Origin of the sequence: Streptomyces coeruleofuscus, from assembly GCF_039532725.1 — a bacterium.
Taxonomy (GTDB): domain Bacteria; phylum Actinomycetota; class Actinomycetes; order Streptomycetales; family Streptomycetaceae; genus Streptomyces; species Streptomyces coeruleofuscus.
Genome location: NZ_BAAASE010000001.1, coordinates 1,310,095 through 1,329,943 on the forward strand (window position 1 = coordinate 1,310,095; position 19,849 = coordinate 1,329,943).

Annotated in this window: 18 protein-coding genes; 13 read left to right on the top strand and 5 right to left on the bottom strand. The window is 71.6% G+C overall.

The genetic code is table 11. The features are described from left to right. Nucleotides 1–32 precede the first annotated feature (32 nt). The 6 genes from ABFX81_RS05685 (at nt 33) to ABFX81_RS05710 (ending at nt 9,066) form a co-directional block, all read left to right on the top strand. On the top strand, nt 33–788 hold the full coding sequence (locus ABFX81_RS05685; protein WP_346137694.1) for a (2Fe-2S)-binding protein: 756 nt from the start codon (nt 33–35) through the stop codon (nt 786–788). 39 nt (nt 789–827) lie between these two features. After that, on the top strand, nt 828–1,979 hold the full coding sequence (gene glgA, locus ABFX81_RS05690; protein WP_086854741.1) for a glycogen synthase: 1,152 nt from the start codon (nt 828–830) through the stop codon (nt 1,977–1,979). A 51-nt stretch (nt 1,980–2,030) separates the two neighbouring features. Next, entirely contained in the window at nt 2,031–3,251 is a 1,221-nt protein-coding gene (gene glgC / locus ABFX81_RS05695; protein WP_086600816.1) for a glucose-1-phosphate adenylyltransferase, read from the top strand. Nucleotides 3,252–3,351: 100 nt separating this feature from the next. Then, complete coding sequence (locus tag ABFX81_RS05700) at nt 3,352–5,970, top strand: PA14 domain-containing protein (RefSeq protein ID WP_346137695.1); 2,619 nt, start codon at nt 3,352–3,354, stop codon at nt 5,968–5,970. Between the two features lie 144 nt (nt 5,971–6,114). Next, on the top strand, nt 6,115–7,458 hold the full coding sequence (locus tag ABFX81_RS05705) for a wax ester/triacylglycerol synthase family O-acyltransferase (protein WP_346137696.1): 1,344 nt from the start codon (nt 6,115–6,117) through the stop codon (nt 7,456–7,458). Between the two features lie 105 nt (nt 7,459–7,563). Beyond that, nucleotides 7,564–9,066, top strand: coding sequence for an SDR family NAD(P)-dependent oxidoreductase (locus ABFX81_RS05710; RefSeq protein WP_086852873.1), 1,503 nt, complete (start codon nt 7,564–7,566; stop codon nt 9,064–9,066). 84 nt (nt 9,067–9,150) lie between these two features. Here the strand turns inward: ABFX81_RS05710 and ABFX81_RS05715 are convergent, their stop codons facing one another. Next, nucleotides 9,151–9,915, bottom strand: coding sequence for an SDR family oxidoreductase (locus ABFX81_RS05715; RefSeq protein ID WP_346137697.1), 765 nt, complete (start codon nt 9,913–9,915; stop codon nt 9,151–9,153). 426 nt (nt 9,916–10,341) lie between these two features. On the opposite strand from ABFX81_RS05715, the gene ABFX81_RS05720 reads away from it, so the two are divergent. From ABFX81_RS05720 to ABFX81_RS05730, 3 genes are read left to right on the top strand one after another with little or no spacing between them, the layout of a single operon-like run. Then, complete coding sequence (locus ABFX81_RS05720; protein ID WP_010037330.1) at nt 10,342–10,515, top strand: hypothetical protein; 174 nt, start codon at nt 10,342–10,344, stop codon at nt 10,513–10,515. A gap of 57 nt (nt 10,516–10,572) precedes the next feature. Then, nucleotides 10,573–11,055 carry a GNAT family N-acetyltransferase gene (locus ABFX81_RS05725; protein ID WP_086855223.1) on the top strand — a complete coding sequence of 161 codons (483 nt, stop codon included), beginning with the start codon at nt 10,573–10,575 and terminating at the stop codon, nt 11,053–11,055. A 23-nt stretch (nt 11,056–11,078) separates the two neighbouring features. After that, the gene (locus ABFX81_RS05730) at nt 11,079–11,684 is read left to right on the top strand and encodes a GNAT family N-acetyltransferase (RefSeq protein WP_086855222.1); all 606 of its coding nucleotides are present in this window, start codon (nt 11,079–11,081) and stop codon (nt 11,682–11,684) included. Here the strand turns inward: ABFX81_RS05730 and ABFX81_RS05735 are convergent. The 3 genes from ABFX81_RS05735 to ABFX81_RS05745 all read right to left on the bottom strand — a co-directional run bounded on the left by ABFX81_RS05735 (nt 11,656) and on the right by ABFX81_RS05745 (nt 14,763). Beyond that, nucleotides 11,656–12,075: a VOC family protein gene (locus tag ABFX81_RS05735; RefSeq protein WP_086855221.1), complete on the bottom strand. Its 420-nt coding sequence runs from the start codon at nt 12,073–12,075 to the stop codon at nt 11,656–11,658. The genes ABFX81_RS05730 and ABFX81_RS05735 overlap by 29 nt on opposite strands. Before the next feature lie 209 nt (nt 12,076–12,284). Continuing rightward, nucleotides 12,285–13,628 (bottom strand): amidase family protein, encoded by a 1,344-nt coding sequence (locus ABFX81_RS05740; RefSeq protein ID WP_086851411.1) that lies wholly within the window; start codon nt 13,626–13,628, stop codon nt 12,285–12,287. A gap of 109 nt (nt 13,629–13,737) precedes the next feature. Continuing rightward, a complete protein-coding gene (locus ABFX81_RS05745; RefSeq protein WP_086851416.1) occupies nt 13,738–14,763 on the bottom strand; it encodes a prolyl oligopeptidase family serine peptidase in 1,026 nt (341 codons plus the stop codon). A 111-nt stretch (nt 14,764–14,874) separates the two neighbouring features. Between ABFX81_RS05745 and ABFX81_RS05750 the strand changes: the two genes are divergently transcribed. After that, the gene (locus ABFX81_RS05750; protein ID WP_086851414.1) at nt 14,875–15,348 is read left to right on the top strand and encodes a carboxymuconolactone decarboxylase family protein; all 474 of its coding nucleotides are present in this window, start codon (nt 14,875–14,877) and stop codon (nt 15,346–15,348) included. On the opposite strand, the gene ABFX81_RS05755 is transcribed toward ABFX81_RS05750, so the two are convergent. Continuing rightward, nucleotides 15,341–16,084: a FadR/GntR family transcriptional regulator gene (locus tag ABFX81_RS05755; RefSeq protein WP_346137698.1), complete on the bottom strand. Its 744-nt coding sequence runs from the start codon at nt 16,082–16,084 to the stop codon at nt 15,341–15,343. The genes ABFX81_RS05750 and ABFX81_RS05755 overlap by 8 nt on opposite strands. Before the next feature lie 166 nt (nt 16,085–16,250). Here ABFX81_RS05755 and ABFX81_RS05760 point away from each other — a divergent pair, with 166 nt between their 5' ends. Genes ABFX81_RS05760 through ABFX81_RS05770 form a run of 3 tightly spaced genes read left to right on the top strand, consistent with a single transcriptional unit; the run spans nt 16,251 to nt 19,832 of the window. Next, nucleotides 16,251–17,324: a substrate-binding domain-containing protein gene (locus ABFX81_RS05760; protein ID WP_086853533.1), complete on the top strand. Its 1,074-nt coding sequence runs from the start codon at nt 16,251–16,253 to the stop codon at nt 17,322–17,324. Beyond that, nucleotides 17,321–18,811 carry an ATP-binding cassette domain-containing protein gene (locus tag ABFX81_RS05765; protein ID WP_086853535.1) on the top strand — a complete coding sequence of 497 codons (1,491 nt, stop codon included), beginning with the start codon at nt 17,321–17,323 and terminating at the stop codon, nt 18,809–18,811. Before ABFX81_RS05760 ends, ABFX81_RS05765 begins: the two co-directional genes overlap by 4 nt. Then, nucleotides 18,804–19,832, top strand: a complete 1,029-nt coding sequence (locus ABFX81_RS05770; RefSeq protein ID WP_086853537.1) for an ABC transporter permease subunit — start codon at nt 18,804–18,806, stop codon at nt 19,830–19,832. The genes ABFX81_RS05765 and ABFX81_RS05770 overlap by 8 nt, the downstream gene beginning before the upstream one ends. Nucleotides 19,833–19,849: the final 17 nt, after the last annotated feature.

The following is a 19,849-nucleotide window of genomic DNA, read 5'->3' on the forward strand; positions in this document are numbered from 1 at the left end:
CGGGGGTCACCGGGTCGCGTCCCTTAGGGGCCTTGGTACTACTGCTCTTCGTGAACCTCGACCCCGACCTCGCCGCGCTCCGCCCGCTCGGCGGCTACTTCGTGCTGCGCACGGGAGGAGCGGCGGCCGGGCCTCTTCCCACTCTCGCACAGGCCTACGCCGCCGCGGCACCGGATGTATACGGAAATCCCCTGATTTTCCGTGTCGGAAAAGTAGCGACCGCCCTGCGCACCCCGGAGCCTCGCGTCGCGGCGTCCGTGGCCCACCTGGGACTCGCGGCCCGCCTCTGGTCCGTGGCGCTCGGCTGTGCCGCGCTCTACGGCCGTGTCCCCGACCTCGACGCCCGGCTGCTGCACTGGGACGCCGACGCCGGCGCCCCCGACGACCTGTGGCTCTCGGCGGTACGGCCGCTCCCCGGGGACGCACAGACCCTCGCGGACGTCGTCCTGCGCGGCCACCTCGACCCCCTCTCGGCTGCCCTGCGCGCTCACCACCGCCTCGCCCCGGGCCTGCTGCGGGGCAACGCCGCCTCCGCGCTGGCGGGCGCCGCCCGGGAACTCGACCGCTGGGCCCGGCGGCACGGCCGGACGGACACCGCCGCCCGGGCCCGTTCCCTGGCCGGGGAACTCCTCGCGCACCCCCTGCTGGCCGGCTCGGGAACCCTCACCGGGACCGCCTTCCGGCGCCGCAGCTGCTGTCTGTACTACCGCGTGCCCGGCGGGGGTCTTTGTGGTGACTGTTGCTTCACACGGACGCCCCGCTCTTCCCCACAGGCCCCATCTGGGTGACCATGAAAGGGAACGACCGCTGAGAGCAGGGAGTTGCGGGTGCGAGTGGGACTGCTGACCCGGGAGTACCCGCCGGATGTGTACGGCGGTGCGGGCGTCCACGTGGAGTTCCTCGCCCGGGAACTCCGGCCTCTGGTCGACCTGGACGTGCACTGCTGGGGCGAGGGCCGCGCCGACGGCGTGCGGCGCCACCGGCCCTGGTCCACGCTCGACGGCGCCAACGACGCGCTGCGCACCTTCTCCGTCGACCTGGCCATGGCCGCCGCCCTGGAAGGCCGCGAGCTGGTCCACTCCCACACCTGGTACGCCAACCTCGGCGGCCACCTCGCCAAGATGCTCTACGGCATCCCGCACGTGATGACCGCGCACTCCCTGGAGCCGCTGCGCCCCTGGAAGGCCGAGCAGCTCGGCGGCGGCTACGAGCTGTCGAGCTGGGCCGAGCGCACCGCGATCGAGGCCGCCGACGCGGTGGTCGCCGTGTCGGGTGCCATGCGCGAGGACATCCTCGGTTGCTACCCGGCACTGGACCCGGACAGGGTCCACGTCGTGCACAACGGCATCGACACGAGCCTGTACCGGCCCGACCACGGCACGGACGCCCTGGACCGCATAGGCCTCGACCGCTCCCGTCCGTACGTGCTGTTCGTCGGCCGCATCACCCGCCAGAAGGGCGTGCCCCACCTGCTGCGCGCGGTGCGGGACATCGACCCGGCCGCGCAGGTCGTGCTGTGCGCGGGCGCGCCGGACACACCGGAGATCGACCAGGAGTTCCGCGAGCTGTTCGGGGAGCTGAGCCGGGTCCGCGACGGCGTGTTCTGGATTCCGAGGATGCTGCCGCGCCCGGAGGTGATCCAGCTCCTCACGCACGCCGCCCTGTTCGTCTGCCCCTCGGTGTACGAGCCGCTCGGCATCGTGAACCTGGAGGCGATGGCCTGCGGCACGCCCGTGGTGGCCTCGGCGGTCGGCGGGATCCCCGAGGTCGTGGACGACGGCAGGACGGGCCTGCTGGTCCCGGCCGGCGACGGCTTCGAGGCGGGACTCGCCCGGGCCATGGACTCCGTACTGGGCGACCCGGAGGCCGCCCGGCGGATGGGCGAGGCCGGGCGGGAACGCGCGGTCGGCGAGTTCGGCTGGGACGCGGTGGCCCGCCGCACGGTACGGCTCTACGAGGAGATCCTGAAACAGGCTTAGTACGAGCTGCTCAGGGGCAGGCATCGGGAAATCTGCGTGAGGGGAGCGGCCATGCGTCGTGGTGGTCCTTCGGTCCTGGGAATCGTGCTGGCGGGCGGAGAGGGCAAGCGTCTGATGCCCCTGACCGCGGACCGGGCGAAACCCGCGGTGACCTTCGGCGGTACGTACCGCCTGGTCGACTTCGTCCTGTCCAACCTCGTGAACGCCGACGTGCTGCGCATCTGCGTCCTGACGCAGTACAAGTCGCACTCGCTGGACCGGCACATCACCACCACCTGGCGGATGTCCAGCCTGCTCGGCAACTACGTCACCCCGGTGCCCGCCCAGCAGCGCCTCGGCCCCCGCTGGTACCTGGGCAGCGCCGACGCGATCCTCCAGTCGCTGAACCTGATCTACGACGAGCGCCCCGAGTACGTCGCCGTCTTCGGCGCCGACCACGTCTACCGCATGGACCCCCGCCAGATGCTCACCCAGCACATCGACAGCGGAGCGGGCGTCACGGTGGCCGGGATCCGGGTGCCGCGCACCGAGTCCTCGGCGTTCGGCGTGATCACGCCGGGCTCGGACGGCCAGACGGTGGAGCGCTTCCTGGAGAAGCCGACGGACCCGCCCGGCCTGGCCGACGACCCCGAGATGGTCTTCGCCTCCATGGGCAACTACATCTTCACCACGAAGGCCCTCATCGAGGCGCTCCAGCGGGACGCCGAGGACGAGCGTTCCGTGCACGACATGGGCGGCTCGATCCTGCCCCAGCTCACCGACCGGGGCGAGGCCGCGCTGTACGACTTCAGCGCCAACCACGTGCCCGGCGAGACCACCCGCGACCAGGGCTACTGGCGGGACGTCGGCACGCTGGACGCCTACTACGAGGCGCACATGGACCTGATCGCCGAGCGCCCGGCCTTCAACCTGTTCAACCGCAGCTGGCCCATCTACACCCACTCGTACCAGCTCTCGCCGGCCCGCTTCAACGCCGGTGGCATCGCCAGCGAGTCCATCATCAGCGCCGGCTGCCTGATCCGCGGCCAGGTCACGCGGTCCGTGCTGTCGCCGGGTGTGGTGGTCGACCCGGGGGCCGTCGTGCAGGGGTCCGTGCTGCACGACAACGTGCACATCGGCCGGGGCGCGGTGGTGCGCGGCGCCGTGCTCGACAAGAACGTCGAGGTGCCGCCGGGCGCGACGATCGGCGTCAACCCGGAGCGCGACGCGGAGCTGTACACGGTCTCCAAGGGCGGCGTCATCGCCCTCGGGAAGGGGCAGCTGGTCACCTGACGAGGAGCGGCCGGGGGACTTTGTCCTGCCTCTGGACGAAGAACGGAATCCGTGTTGTCATGCGAACTCCTGTCCATGACAACGTTGTTATGGAGGTTCCGTGCGTACCAGACGCCTCAGAACCCGACTCGCGTTACTTCTCGCCGCGCTCCTCGCCCTCACCGGCCTGACCGCGGCACCCGCCCTCGCGGACGACCCGGCCGGGATCCACGGCCTCAAGGGCGAGTACTACACGCACTCCGCCCCCGGCGCCTTCGACTTCCACACCCTGAAGGCGACCACGTTCGACCAGGACCTCGATTTCGACAACCTGGAGCCGCGCCTGACCTTCACCACCGGACAGTCCGACGACGTCAGCGTCCGCTGGACCGGCAAGCTCGTCCCGGAGAAGACCGGACCCCACACCTTCTCGATCATCGGCGACAACGGCTTCCGCCTCTGGATCGACGGGCAGCTCGCCGTCGACCACTGGGTCGACGACTGGGACCGCGAACAGACCGCGCAGCCCGTCGACCTGACCGCAGGCACGCCCTACGACATCAAGGTCGAGTACTTCGAGCACTACGGCGGCTCCAACCTCCACCTCCGCTGGACGCAGCCCGGCGGCGGCAAGGAGCCCGTCCCGCAGTCGGCCTTCCGCCTCCCCGACGGCTTCGACTACGACGGAGCCCTCGCGGCCACGGTCCAGTCCACCGGCCGCACCCTGAAGCTCGACTTCGCCCAGCCCCTCGCCGCACCCCCGCCCGGCTTCACCGACCACCTGCGCGCGCTGATCGGCGGCGCCGAATGGCCCCTGGGCGCGGCACGGCCGGACCCGTCCGACCCCACGTCCCTCCTGGTCACCCTCGACGAACCGGTCGTCGGCAACAAGACCGGCACGGCCCGCGGCACGGCCGACGTCCGCTACGACGGCCGGGGCGGCCTCGCCGACACCGACGGCAACGTTGTCAAGGAGTTCTGGAGCAGCGGCCCCAACCGCTCGACGTACCAGCTGCGCACCCGCTGGGCCGACGAGGTCGGACCCGGCAACGCCCTCCCGGAGTACCCGCGCCCGCAGCTGACCCGGGACGCCTGGCGCAACCTCAACGGCCGCTGGCAGTTCGCCGCCGCCGAGCCGGGCGAGCAGCCGCCCGTGGGCAGGACCCTCAAGGAGCGCATCCTCGTCCCGTACCCGGTGGAGTCCCAGCTCTCCGGCATCGAACGGCACGAGGACCGCATGTGGTACCGCCGCACCTTCACCGTCCCCGCAGACTGGCGGATCGGCTCCGGCAAACGGCTCAAGCTCAACTTCGGCGCCGTCGACTGGCGCTCCGAGGTGTACGTCAACGGCACCGAGGTCGCCGAGCACGAGGGCGGCTACGACAAGTTCAGCGCCGACATCACCGACGCGCTGAAGCCCGGCCGCACCCAGGAGCTGATCGTCGGCGTCTACGACCCCACCGACGCGGCCTCCGGCGAGAACCCGCCGCTCGGCAAACAGCGCCTGGACCCCAGCGGCATCTGGTACACCCCGTCCTCCGGCATCTGGCAGACGGTCTGGATGGAGCCGGTGGCCCGCGACCACGTGGACTCCCTGAAGCTCATCCCCGACGTGACCGGCGAGAAGGTGACCGTCGAGGTCCGGGGCGTCCGGGACGGCGTGCCGATCACGGCGACGGCGTACGACGGCCGGCGCGAGGTGGCCACGGCGAGCGGCCGCACCGGCAGCCCGCTGACGCTGACCGTGCACGACCCGCACCTGTGGTCCCCCGACGACCCGTTCCTCTACGGCCTGAAGGTGAAGGTCGGCGCCGACCGGGTCGGCAGCTACTTCGGCATGCGCTCCATCACCGTCGAGAAGGTCGACGGCGTCCCGCGCACGGTCCTCAACGGCGAGCCCGTCTTCATGATGGCCACCCTCGACCAGGGCTTCTGGCCCGACGGCCTGCACACCGCGCCCACCGACGAGGCCCTCGCCCACGACCTGAAGGCGCACAAGCGGCTCGGCTTCAACTCGGTCCGCAAGCACATCAAGGTCGAACCGGACCGCTGGTTCTATTGGGCCGACCGGCTCGGACTGCTGGTGTGGCAGGACATTCCCGCCATGACGGCCGGGGTGAACCCGAGCCCCGCCTCCCGCGCTCGCTACGAGCGCGAGCTGAAGGAGATGATCGACGAACACGTCAGCAGCCCGTCGGTCGTCATGTGGGTGACCTTCAACGAGGGCTGGGGCCAGTACGACGTCGGCCGGATCGCCCAGCAGGCCAAGGCCTGGGACCCCACCCGCCTCGTCAACGGCCAGTCCGGGCTGAACCTCGGCGCCGACGGCGGCACCGGCGACATCATGGACGAGCACGGCTACCCGAGCCCGGCCCTGCCGCCCCGCCCCGACGGCGAGCGCGCCCTGGTCAGCGGCGAGTACGGCGGCCTCGGTCTCGCGGTGCCCGGCCACGCCTGGTCGGTGCAGCAGTCGTACGTCGACGTGGACCCGGCCACCTACACGGACGACTACCTGGCGAAGCTGGACGAGGTCCGGGCGCTGGTCTGCCGGGGCGGCAACGGGGCCGTCTACACCCAGATCGCGGACGTCGAGGGCGAGCTGAACGGCTTCCTGACGTACGACCGGGCCGTGCTGAAACCGGACACGGCCCGGCTGAGGACAGCCCACCAGGCGCTGATCCGTGACGCCTCCCGGGTGACTCCCACGGGGTGCCCGGCGCCGCGTCCCGTGCTGGACTGACCTCACATGCACCATAAGTCCCGCCCCTTTCATCGGGGCGGGACTTAATCTGCTGTTAACTGTACGTAGCCTGATCGTACTTGACCGTAATCGGCTGGGGGCGATTGACTGCTGGCCCACCCGTCGTCGACGCGAGGCAAGCCCTTGACTGCTGACCTGCTCGCTCCTCTCGACCTGGCGTTCTGGAACATCGAGTCCGCGGACAACCCGATGCACCTCGGTGCGCTCGGGATCTTCTCGGCACACTCGCCCGCCGCCGGCGCCCACGCGGCCGACCTGCTCGCGGCCCGCGCCGCCGGCGTGCCCGGACTGCGGATGCGGATCCGCAACGTGTGGCAGCCGCTGCCCGCCGCGCTGCGCCGGCCCCTCGCCTTCGGCGGCGCCGCCCGCGAACCCGCCCCGGACTTCGATGCCCTCAACCATGTGCGGCTGCACGCCCCGACCGCCGACTTCCACACGGTCGCGGGCCGGCTCATGGGACGTCCGCTGGAGCGTGGCCGGCCGCCGTGGGAGGCCCATGTGCTGCCCGGCGAGGACGGGATCTCCTTCGCGGTGCTGTTCAAGTTCCACCACGCCCTGGCCGACGGCCTGCGGGCGCTGACCCTCGCCGCGGGCGTCATGGACCCGATGGACATGCCCGCACCCCGGCCCCGCCCCGCCGAGCCCCCGCGCGGCCTGCTGCCGGACGTCCGCGAGCTGCCCGGGAGGGTGCGCGGCGCCCTGTCCGACGTGGGCCGGGCCCTGGACATCGGCGCATCCGTCGCCCTCTCCTCCCTCGACGTGCGTTCCACCCCCGCGCTCACCTGCGAGCCGAGCGGCACCCGCCGCACCGCCGGAGTGCTGCTCGACCTCGACGACGTGCACCGCGTCCGCAAGACCGTCGGCGGCACCGTCAACGACGTCCTGATCGCGGTCGTCGCGGGCGCGCTGCGCCGCTGGCTCGACGAGCGCGGCGACGGCAGCGAGGACGTCGCGCCCCGCGCCCTGATCCCCGTCTCCAAGCGCCGCCCGCGCACCGCGTACCCGCAGGGCAACCGGCTCTCCGGTTACCTGATACGGCTTCCGGTGGACGACCCGGACCCGCTGGCCCGCCTCGCCTCGGTCCGCACCGCCATGGACCGCAACAAGGACGCCGGCCCCAACCGGGGCGCGGGCGCCGTCGCCCTGCTCGCCGACCACGTCCCGGCCCTGGCCCACCGGCTGGGCGGACCCCTGGTCGGCCAGGCGGCCCGGCTCTGGTTCGACATCCTGGTCACCAGCGTGCCCCTGCCCAGTCTCGGCCTGAAGCTCGGCGGCAACCCGCTCACCGCCGTGTTCCCCCTCGCCCCGCTGGCCCCCGGCCACTCGGTGGCGGTGGCGGTCTCGACCTACCGCGGGAGCGTCCACTACGGGCTCGTCGCCGACGGCGAAGCCGTCCCGGACCTCGACCGGCTCGCCGCGGCCGTCACGGAGGAGGTGCGCACTCTGATCACCGCCTGCCGGTCCTGAACCGGGCGGGTTTGGCGGTGTGGCCCGCCGCTGACGTAAAATTCGTCCTTCGAAAGCGGGCGCGACCGGCGCGCCGCCACAGCAGAGCAGGGAACGACAGCGGCGATGACGGTGACAGAGGACGGCCCGCAGGCCATGGACGAGGCGAGCGGGTTCTCGTACGGACCCGGCATCGACCCGGAGCGGCTGGCCGTCTGCCTCAGCGTGCTCGAGGAACTCGACAAGCTGGAGGTCGACCACCCGGACGCCGTCGCCGTGCGCCGGGCCACCGCGGGCGTCTACCGCACGGTCAAGCAGCGCCGCCGCCAGGAGCGCCGGGCCGCCAAGACCGCCCACGACAAGGCGGTCACGGAGGCCACGGCGACCGGCTCCGCCCAGCGCATCGACGACGAGACCGAGGGCCTGCTGCCCTCCTCGCGCACCGAGGAGGGCCGGATCGCCGGGATACTCCAGCGCCCGCGCTCCTGCTACACGTGCAAGACCCGGTACGTGGAAGTCGACTACTTCTACCACCAGCTCTGTCCCGACTGCGCCCGCGTGAACCGCGAGAAGCGCGACGTCCGGGCCGACCTCAGCGGCAAGCGCGCCCTGCTCACCGGCGGCCGGGCCAAGATCGGCATGTACATCGCGCTGAGGCTGCTGCGCGACGGCGCGCACACCACGATCACCACGCGTTTCCCGAAGGACGCCATCCGCCGCTTCAAGGCGATGGACGACTCCGCGGACTGGATCCACCGCCTGGAGGTCGTCGGCATCGACCTGCGCGACCCGGCCCAGGCCGTGGCCCTCGCGGAGCAGGTCGCCGAGGCGGGCCCGCTCGACATCCTCGTCAACAACGCGACCCAGACCGTACGCCGGCTGCCCTCCGCCTACGCGGCGCTGGTCGAGGGCGAGAGCGCCCCGCTGCCCGCCGGTGAGCTCCCCGCCCACCACGTCATCGGCGCCTTCAACTCCGGCGCGGTCGACGGCCTGGCCGCGCTGCCCCTGGGCACCAGCGGCCTCGACGCCCAGCAGGTCGCCGACCTCGCCCTGGTCGCGGGCAACGCCAGCGTCGAGCGGCACCTCGACGGCACAGCGATCGACGCGGGCGGGCTGGTCCCCGACGTCGTCGACAGCAACACCTGGGTGCAGACGATCGAGCAGATCTCCCCGGTGGAGCTGCTGGAGACCCAGCTGTGCAACTACACGGCGCCGTTCATCCTGATCAGCCGGCTGCGCCCGGTCATGGCCGAGGCCGCGAAGAAGGCGGCGAGCGGACGCGCGTACGTCGTGAACGTCTCGGCCATGGAGGGCGTGTTCGGTCGCGGCTACAAGGGTGCGGGGCACCCGAACACGAACGCCGCCAAGGCCGCCATGAACATGGTGACGCGGACCAGTGCGCAGGAGATGTTCCAGACCGACGGGATCCTGATGACCTCGGTCGACACGGGGTGGATCACGGACGAGCGGCCTCACTACGACAAGCTGCGGCTGGCCGAGGCGGGGTTCCACGCACCGCTGGACCTGGTCGACGGGGCGGCCCGGGTGTACGACCCGATCGTGCGGGGTGAGGCGGGGGAGGATCTGTACGGGGTCTTCCTGAAGGACTACGAGCCCGGGAAGTGGTAGAGGTTCGCGGTTCGGTGTCAGCGGATTGAGTGTGGCTGGGCGCGCCCACGCGGCGAAGCCGCATGTCGATACAGCCCCGCGCCCCTAAGAGGCCGGGGTGCGCGCTGCCCGTGCCCGGGTGCCGCCGTCCACCACGAGGTCTGCCCCTGTCACCCACTCCGCCTCGTCCGACGCCAGCCACACCACCGCCCGTGCGACGTCCTCGGGCTCCCCGATCCGGCCGAGCGGCAGCCCCGCGGCGATCTGTTCCTCGCCTGCCTCCCACATGAACCGTGCCATCTCGGTGCGGACCAGGCCGGGGGAGACGGAGTTCACCCGCACCCGGGGGCCCAGCTCGCCCGCGAGCTGCTGAGTCAGGTGCAGCAGCGCGGCCTTGCTCGTGCCGTACGCGCCCACGTTCGGGCCGACATGGCCGGCGCCCTCCGTGCACACGTTGATCACCGTGCCGCCGTGTTCCGACATCCACGACCGCCACGCGCACTGCACCAGCCGCAGCGGTGCCTCGACATTGACGGTGAAGGCCTCGCGCCAGGCCTCCGGGGCCGCGTCCATGAGCGGTCCGTACGGCTGGTTGGTCGCCGCGTTGTTGACCAGGACGTCGAGGCGGCCGAACTCCCGAAGGGCCAGCTCCGTCAGGCGCCGGGGATGACCCGGGTCGGCGACGCTGCCCGCGAGCCCGATACCGCCCAGTTCCAGGGCGGTCCGCCGTACTTCGTCCGCGTCGCGCGCGGTGACGCACACCAGTGCGCCCGCTGAGGCGAGCGCTTCGGCGACAGCGCGTCCGATGCCGCGTGTGGCCCCGGTGACCACGGCGGCCCTGCCCTCCAGGCCGTACGACGGTGACGTCATCGACGTACCGTCTCATGACGGTCCGTCAGCCGACAGCCCCGAGGCGGCATGGGGCCCGCGCCGCCGTCTGGAAACCGCCGGTGCGGGCTTAAGCCGTTCGAGTGATCTGCGAAACGTCCTTTCCGTGGTAAATCGGTGCGTAAACCCGAGTTGAACACGGGATGACGCGCGATCGTTACCGCTAGTTTTCAGCCCCATCGAGCGGGGGGCCGCTCATTTGGTTAATCTGGGGCGGACGGACAGCAGGACGGGACCCACACCCACGGTCCGTCATGGGACAAGCCGGTACACCACGGCCCGCGCTCCCGCGAAGTACCGGCGCCACCGCGTCCGAACTGCATTTGGCATCAGACCCGAGCGGGCGTCAGGCGTAGAGCAGGACCGGCGCACACGTCCCGAGGGTGACCGACACATAAGGAGTGCGCGGTGACACCGGAAAAGACGAATCGCGAGCAACGCCCCAAGGAACGCACCGAGCGCAAGGGCCGCCGGTCCGACGAGCTCGGCAGCCTCGACGTGTGGGCCCGGTCGGCCCCGATCCGCCTCGCGGGCTACGAGGAGGACCTCGCCGAGCCCCACATCCTGCCCAGCGTCGACTGAACGGGCGCCGTACCCTCCGCGTTCGCCGGTCAGCATGGGCGTGCCAGACTCGCGTCCATGCTGATCAGGGAAGCAACGGCTGACGACTGGCCGCGCATCTGGCCGTTCTGGCACCGCATCGTCGCCGCGGGTGAGACCTACGCATGGGACCCGGGCACCTCCGAGGACGAGGCCCGGGTCCTCTGGATGAATCCGGCGAAACGCGTCTACGTCGTCGAGGACGACGGCGGCGGCGTCGTCGCCTCCGCCTACCTCACCCCCAACTACGGCGGTCCCGCCGCCCGCATCGCCAACGCCGGTTTCATGGTCGACCCTGACCAGGGCGGCCGGGGCTACGGCCGGGCCCTCGCCGAACACCTCCTGACCCAAGCCAGGGCCGCCGGATACCGGGGCATGGTGTTCAACGCCGTCGTCGAGACCAACCCGGCCGTGAAGCTGTGGACCTCCCTCGGCTTCACGGTCCTCGGTACGGTGCCCGACGCGTTCGACCATCCCCGGCACGGCCTCGTGGGACTGCACATCATGCACCGGGCGCTCTAGAGCATCAGCACATCGGAGGTGCCATGGCCGGCTTTCGGGTGAGGCCCCTGGAGGCGGCGAGCTGGCCCGACTTCGCCGGTCTGGTCGAGCGGCACAAGGGCGTGTGGGGCGGCTGCTGGTGCATGGCCTTCCACCCCGAGGGCCTGAGCCGCACCAAGACGCCCGAACAGAACCGCGCCGAGAAGGAGAGCCGGGTCCGCGAGGGCCGCGCGCACGCCGCCCTCGTCTACTACGGCCAGGTCTGCGTGGGGTGGTGCCAGTTCGGGCCGACGCCCGAACTGCCCCGCATCAAACACCGGCGTGCCTACGAGAAGGACCTCGACGTCCTTCCGGACTGGCGGATCACCTGCTTCTTCGTCGATCGGGCCCACCGCCGCAAGGGCGTGGCCGCCGCCGCTCTCGACGGCGCCCTCCACGAGATCGCACGCCTCGGCGGCGGCACCGTGGAGGGTTACCCCGAGGACGCCGAGGGCCGGTCGGTCTCCGCGTCGTTCCTGTACACCGGCACGGTGACCCTGTTCGAGAGCCACGGCTTCGAACGGATCCGGCGCCTCGGCAAGCACCACTGGGTGGTGGCCAGGACGGTCTCCCGGGCGGCCGTCAGGGACGGACGTACGGTCGCGTCATGATCTCCATGTTGTGGCCGTCCGGGTCGGCGAAGTAGGCGCCGCGGCCGCCGAAGAGGTCGTTGACCCGGCCGGGCTCGGTGTGGCCCGGGTCGGCGAAGTAGGTCACCCCGAGCGCCTCCAGCCGGGCGATCATGGTGTCGAACTGCTCCTCGGGCACGAGGAACGCGTAGTGCTGCCCTTGGATCGGCTCGTCGCGCTTCTCGTAGTAGTCGAGGGTCACGCCGTTGCCCAGGTCGACGGGCAGGAACGGCCCGAAGGGGGCGCCGACCTCCAGGCCCAGGACCGCCGCCAGGAACTCCGCCGACAGTTGGCGGTCCGAGGCGAAGACGGCGGTGTGGTCGAGGCGGGCGACGGTGGCCGGCAGTTCGGGTGTGTGCTGTGCGTGGGACATGAGTCTGAAGGGTCTCCGGGTCTCGGGATCCGTGGTGAAGCGCCGCAGCGGGCGCGAGGGGATGAGGACACGGAGACGGGAGGCGGGGCTCGTGCCCTCTCCGGCTCTCGGGCGGGCCCGGGCGGGGTCACCCCCGCCGCGCTCACTCCGAGGCCGGGCGCCTCACTCGTGCATGGCCTACGGCCGACCCGGCAGTCACCCGGCCGACTCTAGTTCATCGGCGCCGTACGCCGCCACGGATTACGTTCCTGCAACTGCTGGGCCACTTCCAGGAGTTGGTACTCCGTGCCGGGACGTCCCACCAACTGCACGGCACACGGGGCGCCGGAGGGGAGGGTTCCGCAGGGGACCGACATGGCGGGCCAGCCGGTGAGGTTCCACGGGGGCGTCAGCGGCGAGTAGTTGGTGTTGGCCAGGACGTTGCTCAGCCAGCCCCGCTCGTGCCAGGGCGTGGCCTTGGGGGAGCGGCGGGCGAGCGCGGGCGTGAGCAGCACGTCGTACTCGCCGAAGAACGGCTCCAGCCGCCGGCGCAGTTGCTCCCGGGCCGCCCCGGAGCGCACCCTGCCCATGAGGGGCCGGCCGAGTCGCGCGTGGACCCGGGTGCGTCGGGTCAGCAGACGTGGGTCGAGGTGCTGGGCGTCCGCCGCGGTGCCGGCCGTCCAGTGGGCCAGTGAGGTCGTGGCGAGCGACATCGGGTAGGGCGGATCGGCGCGCCGGACCTGGTGGCCCGCCTTCATCAGCACCCCGGCCGCCTCCCGCGCGGCCGCCGCGTACGGCCGGCTGATGGTGACGCCGGCGACCGGGCTGCGCAGCGACACGGCGACCCTGAGGGGGCCGGGCTCGGAGCGGAGGGCGGGCTCGTCGTCCGCGAGCACCGAGAGCATCAGACGGGCGTCCTCGACGGTCGTGGCGAGCGGTCCGTTCTCCGACAGGCCGAACCAGCCGCCGTCCCCGGCACCCGTCGGGACCACTCCGTGTCCCGGCTTGATGGTGACGAGGCCGCAGTTCGCGGCCGGTATGCGCAGGGAGCCCATGCCGTCGTTGCCGAGGGCGATCGGCACCATCCCGGCGGCGACCGCGGCGGCGCTGCCGCCCGATGAACCGCCCGCCGACCGCGTCGGGTCCCAGGGGTTGCGGGTGGTGCCCAGCACGCCGTCCGTCGTGCCGAAGACACACAGCTCGGGCACGTTCGTCAGGCCCACGACCACCGCGCCCGCCGCCCGCAGCCGGGCCACCGTCACATGGTCCTCGGCGGCCGGAGTGTCCGGTGTGGCGGCCGAGCCGACGCGGGTGGACTCGCCGCGCACGGCGAGGTTGTCCTTGACGGCCACGGGCACCCCGGCCAGGGGCAGACGGTCGAAGTCGCCGCGTGCGGCCACCTCGTCGGCCTCGGCCAGCGCCGCCTCGGCGCGCACGGTGCGGAAGGCCCCGACACGGCCGTCGAGCCGCTCGATCCGTGCGAGGTGCTCGGCGGCCACCTCGCGCGGGGTGACCCGCTTCTCGCGTACGGCGGCGGATATCTCGGCGGCGGTGCGGCCGGCCCAGGTGGTCACAGAGGCTCCAGGAGTGGAAGGACGGGCTTACTGGCGAGTACGTAGGGAGAACTGTGCACCGGCCGGGGGCGCACGTCGAGGCCCTCGGCAGCCGGATGATCCGAGCGGTTCAGCGCAAGTGGCGTGCGAAGAAGGCTTCGGTGAGGTCCATCGAGGCCGGCCACCGCGGTCCGAAGGTGTGTCCCTCGCCGGCGTGGGTGCGCAGTTCGACGTCCTTGCCCGCCTTCTCGAACGCGGCGGCGACCTGCCGTGACCAGGTGAGGGGGCAGGTGTCGTCCGCCGTGCCGTGCTGGATCAGCAGGGGCTCGGTGACACGGTCGGCGTACGTCAGGGGCGACACCGCGCGCCAGAAGGCCGGGTTCTCCTCCGGCGTGCCGTGCTCCTCCTCGATCTCGGTCACGAGGGGATCGCCTTCGGGCCGCTGGAAGTGGTCGATGTTCTCCTCCGGGCGGGCGCTCACCGGCGCGTACACCACCGCGGCGTCGAACAGGCCGGGCGCCACGACCAGCGTGTTGTACACGACCCCGCCGCCCATCGACCGGCCGAACAGCCCGATCCGGTCGCCGTCGATCTCCGGCCGCCCGGAGTCGCGCAGGGCCAGGGCCGCGCCGATGACGTCCTCGGTGTAGCCGAGGCGCAGACCGACGTCGTTGTCGGGGTCGTCGTCGGAGCGGGCGTGGTTTCGGTAGTCGGTGTGCAGGACGACGTAGCCGCTGCGGGCCAGGCGGTCCTGCTCCCGGGGCATGCCCTGGCCGCTGACGTAGACGTCGGGGTCGACGTAGCCGTGCGCCAGCACCAGTGCCGGGAACGGGCCCTTGCCCTCCGGGATGTTCATGATCCCGGAGATGGTCAGGCCGTTCGCCTCGTACGTGACCGCGTAGCGGGTGTAGTCGGAGGTCCGGTCGAGCACGTCCCCGAGCCGCAGGTCGGAGCCGGTGTGCTTGCGCTGCATCAGGGCCGGGAGGGAGACGGGGTCGGCCGCGGTGGGGGAGGGCGTGGTGCGAGGCCGCTCGCTCGTGGCCCGGGTGGACGTGGGAGACGCCTCGGGCGCGCTTTCGTCCCCGCCGCCGGTACAGCCGGTCGCGACGGCCGCCAGGAGTCCGGCGCTGACCCAGGCCGTGCCCCGCAGTCGCATACGGCCCATTGTCGCCCTGCGGGAGACGCACGTCACATTCCGCGATGTCACATCGAGCCGGACCGCCGACTCATAAGGGCGTAAGCATCGACAACGACACAGGAGTTCACCATGAACGCGCGACTGGACGTCTTCGCCCTCCCGAGCGCCGCCAAGGTCATCAAGCAGTTCATGTCCCTGGGGCGGCTGGTCGTGGACTCACCGCTGCCCGCCACCACCCGGGAGCTGGTCTCGCTCCGCGTGAGCCAGATCAACGGCTGCGCGGTCTGCATCGACATGCACACCAAGGAGGCCGCGGCGGCGGGTGAGACCTCCGTGCGCATCAACCTGGTCGCCGCGTGGCGGGAGGCCACGGTCTACACCGAGGCCGAGCGCGCCGCACTGGAGCTGGCCGAGCAGGGCACCCGCATCGCGGACGGCGCCGGCGGGGTGCCGGACGACGTGTGGGAGCGGGCCGCCAAGCACTACGACGAGGAGCAGCTCGTCGCCCTGGTGACCCTGATCGCCTTCATGAACACGGCGAACCGGCTGAACGTCATCCTCCAGCAGCCGGCGGGCGACTACCAGCCCGGTCAGTTCAAGTAAGCGGCGGCACGTCGGGCCCTGGGGACTGTCCCTGGGGCCCGAGCTGTGCCCGCAGCCACTCCTCCACCTCGCCCACGTGCGCGGCCGCCGCCGCGCGGGCCGCCTCCGGGTCGCGGGCGGCCAGGGCGCGGTGGATCGCGGCGTGTTCGCGGCGGGTGCGGGCGAAGGCGCCCTCCTCCTGATAGCCGCGCCAGACACGGGCGCGGAACGTCCGCGACGACAGTCCCTCCAGGATCGCGGCCATGGTCTCGTTGCCCGCGGCCACCGCGATCTCACGGTGGAAGGCCAGGTCGTGGGCGAGGATCTCCTCCGGATCGTCCGTGGCGTTCATCGCCGCCAGGTGCTTCTCGACCTCGGCCAGCTGGTCCGCGGTGATCCGGGCGGCGGCCAGCGCCGTCGCCGTCGACTCCAGGATCCGCCGGATCTCCAGCAGTTCCACCAGACGCGGGCCGCGCGACAGGTCCGCCACGACCCCGAAGGTCTCCAGCAGGTCGCCGGCCTCCAGCTGCGTGACGTAGATGCCCGACCCGTGCCGGGCCTCCAGCACGCCCAGCACCGTGAGCGCGCGGATCGCCTCCCGCATCGAGCTGCGGGAGATGCCGAGCTGGACGGCGAGGTCACGCTCGGTGGGCAACCGCTGGCCCGGCTCCAGCCGGCCCTCGCCGATCATCGCCTTGATCCGCTCGATGGCGCGCTGCGTCACGGTGCCCTTCTGCGGGGCTGTCTCGTCGTCCACGCCATTCCTCCGATCACCGGCTGCGGCGCAGTCTAATCGGCGGAGTGGTCGGACCACTATGCGCCAGAAGCGCGAAAATCTGGTGTCGCAGGGTGTTCTGGCGGGCGAGTGGTCTGATAAGTATGCGGACATCTGCTGGAACACCGGTCGATGGGAGCACCCTCGGATGCCCGGAAGCACAGTGCCCAAGCGCAACAGGTCCCGGATCGTCGGCACGGTGGCCCTGGCCGCCGGTGCCTGTCTCGTGCTCGCCGCGTGCGGCAGCACCAAGGACACCGGCGCCTCCAGTACCGGCGGCGGTGACGGCAGCGGCAAGGTCGGGGTCGTCCTGCCCCTGCTGACCTCACCGTTCTGGCAGTCGTACAACGACTACGTGCCCAAGATGGCGAAGTCCGAGGGCGTGGACGCGATGAAGACCGTCAACTCCAACAGCGATCCCTCGCAACAGATCACCGACATCAACAACCAGCTCAACCAGGGCGTCAAGGGCCTGGTCGTCGCGCCGCTGGACAGCGCCGCCATCGAGGCCGGCCTCGACCAGGCCGAGCGCAAGGGCGTACCGGTCGTGGCCGTGGACGTGGCGCCCGACAAGGGCAAGGTCGCCATGGTGGTCCGGGCGAACAACGTGGCGTACGGCGAGAAGGCCTGCCAGTACCTCGGCGAGCACATCACCTCCGGCAAGGTCGTGCAGATCATGGGCGACCTCGCCTCGGTCAACGGCCGCGACCGCTCCGAGGCGTTCCGCGCCTGCGTGAAGAAGAACTTCCCGAAGCTGAAGGTCCTGGAGATCCCCGCCAAGTGGGAGTCCGACGCGGCGGCCTCGAAGCTCGACACCCTCCTCAACGCCAACCCCGACATCAAGGGCATCTACATGCAGGCGGGCGGCGTCTACCTCGCGCCCACCCTCCAGACCCTCAAGTCCAAGGGGATGCTGAAGAAGGCCGGGCAGCAGGGCCACATCACCATCGTCTCCAACGACGGCATCCCGCAGGAGTTCGACGCGATCCGCAAGGGCGAGATCGACGCGACCGTCTCCCAGCCCGCCGACGCCTACGCCAAGTACGGCATGTACTACATCAAGGCGGCGATGCAGGGGAAGACGTTCGAGCCGGGCCCGACGGACCACGACTCCACCATCGTCAAGCTGCCCAGCGGCATCCTGGAGGACCAGCTGCCCGCGCCGCTGGTGACGAAGGACAACGTCGACGACCCCAAGCTCTGGGGCAACACGGTCGAATGAGCACCCCACTGGCTGAAGCGCGGGGCGTCGTCAAGCGGTACGGCCCCACCACCGCCCTCGCCGACGGGCAGCTCACCGTCCTGCCGGGCGAGTCCCACGCCCTCGTCGGGCGCAACGGCGCGGGCAAGTCGACCCTCGTCAGGATCCTCACCGGCCTTCAGGCCCCCGACGAGGGCACCGTCCGCTTCGACGGCGACCCCGCGCCCCCGCTCACCGACCGCGACGCCTGGCGCCGCAAGGTCGCCTGCGTCTACCAGCACCCGACGGTCGTCCCGGAACTGACCGTCGCCGAGAACCTGTTCATCAACCGGCAGCCGCTCCAGCGAGGGTTCATCAGCTGGCGCCGCCTGAAGACCGAGGCGGCCCGGCTCCTCGACACCTGGGACGTGCGCGTCGATCCCGGCGCCCGCACCGCCGACCTCAAGGTCGAGGACCGGCAGATGGTGGAGATCGCCCGGGCCCTCAGCTTCGGCGCCCGCTTCATCGTCCTCGACGAACCCACCGCCCAGCTCGACAACCGGGAGATCGAGCGGCTGTTCACGCGCATGCGCGCCCTCCAGGACTCGGGCGTCACCTTCCTGTTCATCTCCCACCACCTCCAGGAGGTGTACGAGGTCTGCCAGACCGTCACGGTCCTGCGCGACGCCCGCTGGATCACCACCGCGCCGGTCGCCGACCTGCCCCGCCGGGCCCTGGTGGAGGCCATGGCGGGGGAGACGATCGCCGAACAGGCCGAGCGGCTGAGGACCGTCGCGGCCGCCGGGCCCGTCCTCCTCGACGTCAGCGGCCTCACCTCGCCGGCGTACGAGAACGTCGACCTCACCGTCCGCCGCGGCGAGGTCGTCGGACTCGCCGGATCCAGCGCCAGCGGCAAGATCGAACTCGCCGAGTCGTTCACCGGGCTGCACACGCCCACAAGTGGGACGGCCCGGATCGACGGCGCCCCGCTGCCGTTCGGGGACGTCCAGGCCGCTCTGAAGGCGGGTGTCGGCTTCGTCCCCCGTGACCGGCACGACGAGGGGCTGGTCTTCGGCATGTCCATCGGCGACAACGCCACCCTCAGCGTCCTGGACCGGCTCGGCCGCTTCGGCTTCGTCGGTACCGACCGCAAGCGCGGTGTCGCCACGGCGCTGATCGAACGCCTCGACATCCACGCGGAGGGCCCCGACCAGCCCGTCTCGGACCTGTCCGGCGGCAACGCGCAGAAGGTCGTCATGGCCCGCGCTCTCGCCTCCGACCCACGGCTCCTCGTCCTCGTCAACCCGACCGCGGGCGTCGACGTGAAGTCCAAGGAGTCCCTGCTCGCCCGGGTGGACAGCGCCCGCGAGGACGGCACCGCCGTGCTGGTCGTCTCCGACGAACTCGACGACCTCAGGCGCTGCGACCGGGTCCTCGTCCTCTTCCACGGCCGTGTCGTCGCCGAGCACCCGGCGGGCTGGCGCGACCACGAGCTCATCGCCTCCATCGAAGGAGTGGACCATGGCTGATACCAAGGCGGCCCCGCCGCTCGCGCCCGCGCGCGTCACCGACCCGCGCGCCGCGAAGGCCGTCCTGCTCCGCCGCGCCCGCGAACTCGCCCTCGTGCCCGCCCTGTTGCTGCTCCTCGTGCTCGGCGCGGTGGTCAACGACTCGTTCCTCACCGAGCGGAACATCATCTCGATCCTCGGCGCCTCCGCCGCCCTCGCGATGGTCGTGCTCGCCGAGTCCCTCGTGCTCATCACCGGCAAGTTCGACCTGTCCCTGGAATCGGTCGTCGGCATCGCACCCGCCGTGGGCGCCCTGCTCGTGCTGCCCGCCGCCCAGTCCGGCTGGGGCACCGAACTCCCGGTGGCTCTCGCCCTGTTGGCGGTCCTGGTCGCGGGTGCGGCCGTCGGCGCCTTCAACGGCGTGCTGGTCGTGAAGTTCAAACTCAACGCGTTCATCGTGACGCTCGCGATGCTGATCGTGCTGCGCGGCCTGCTGGTCGGCGCCACCAAGGGCAAGACGCTGTTCGGAATGCCCGACAGCTTCTACTCGCTGGCGACCACCACCTTCCTCACCGTCCCGCTGTCGGTGTGGATCGCCGCGATCGCCTTCGCCGTCGCCGGGCTGGTCCTGAAGTACCACCGGGTCGGCCGCGCCCTGTACGCCATCGGCGGCAACGCGGACGCGGCCCGGGCGGCGGGCATCCGCGTCGAGCGCGTCATGCTCGGCGTGTTCGTCGTCGCGGGCGTCCTCGCCGCCGTCGGCGGCATCATGCAGACCGGGTACGTCGGCGCGATCAGCGCCAACCAGGGCCAGAACATGATCTTCACGGTGTTCGCGGCCGCGGTGATCGGCGGCATCGCCCTCGACGGCGGCAAGGGCACCATGTTCGGCGCCCTGACCGGCGTCCTCCTCCTGGGCGTCGTGCAGAACCTGCTCACCCTCGCCCAGGTGCCGTCGTTCTGGATCCAGGCCATCTACGGCGGGATCATCCTGGTCGCCCTCATGATCGCCCGGGTCACCACGGGCCGCGCCCAGGACTGACCCGCCCGCCTCCGCAA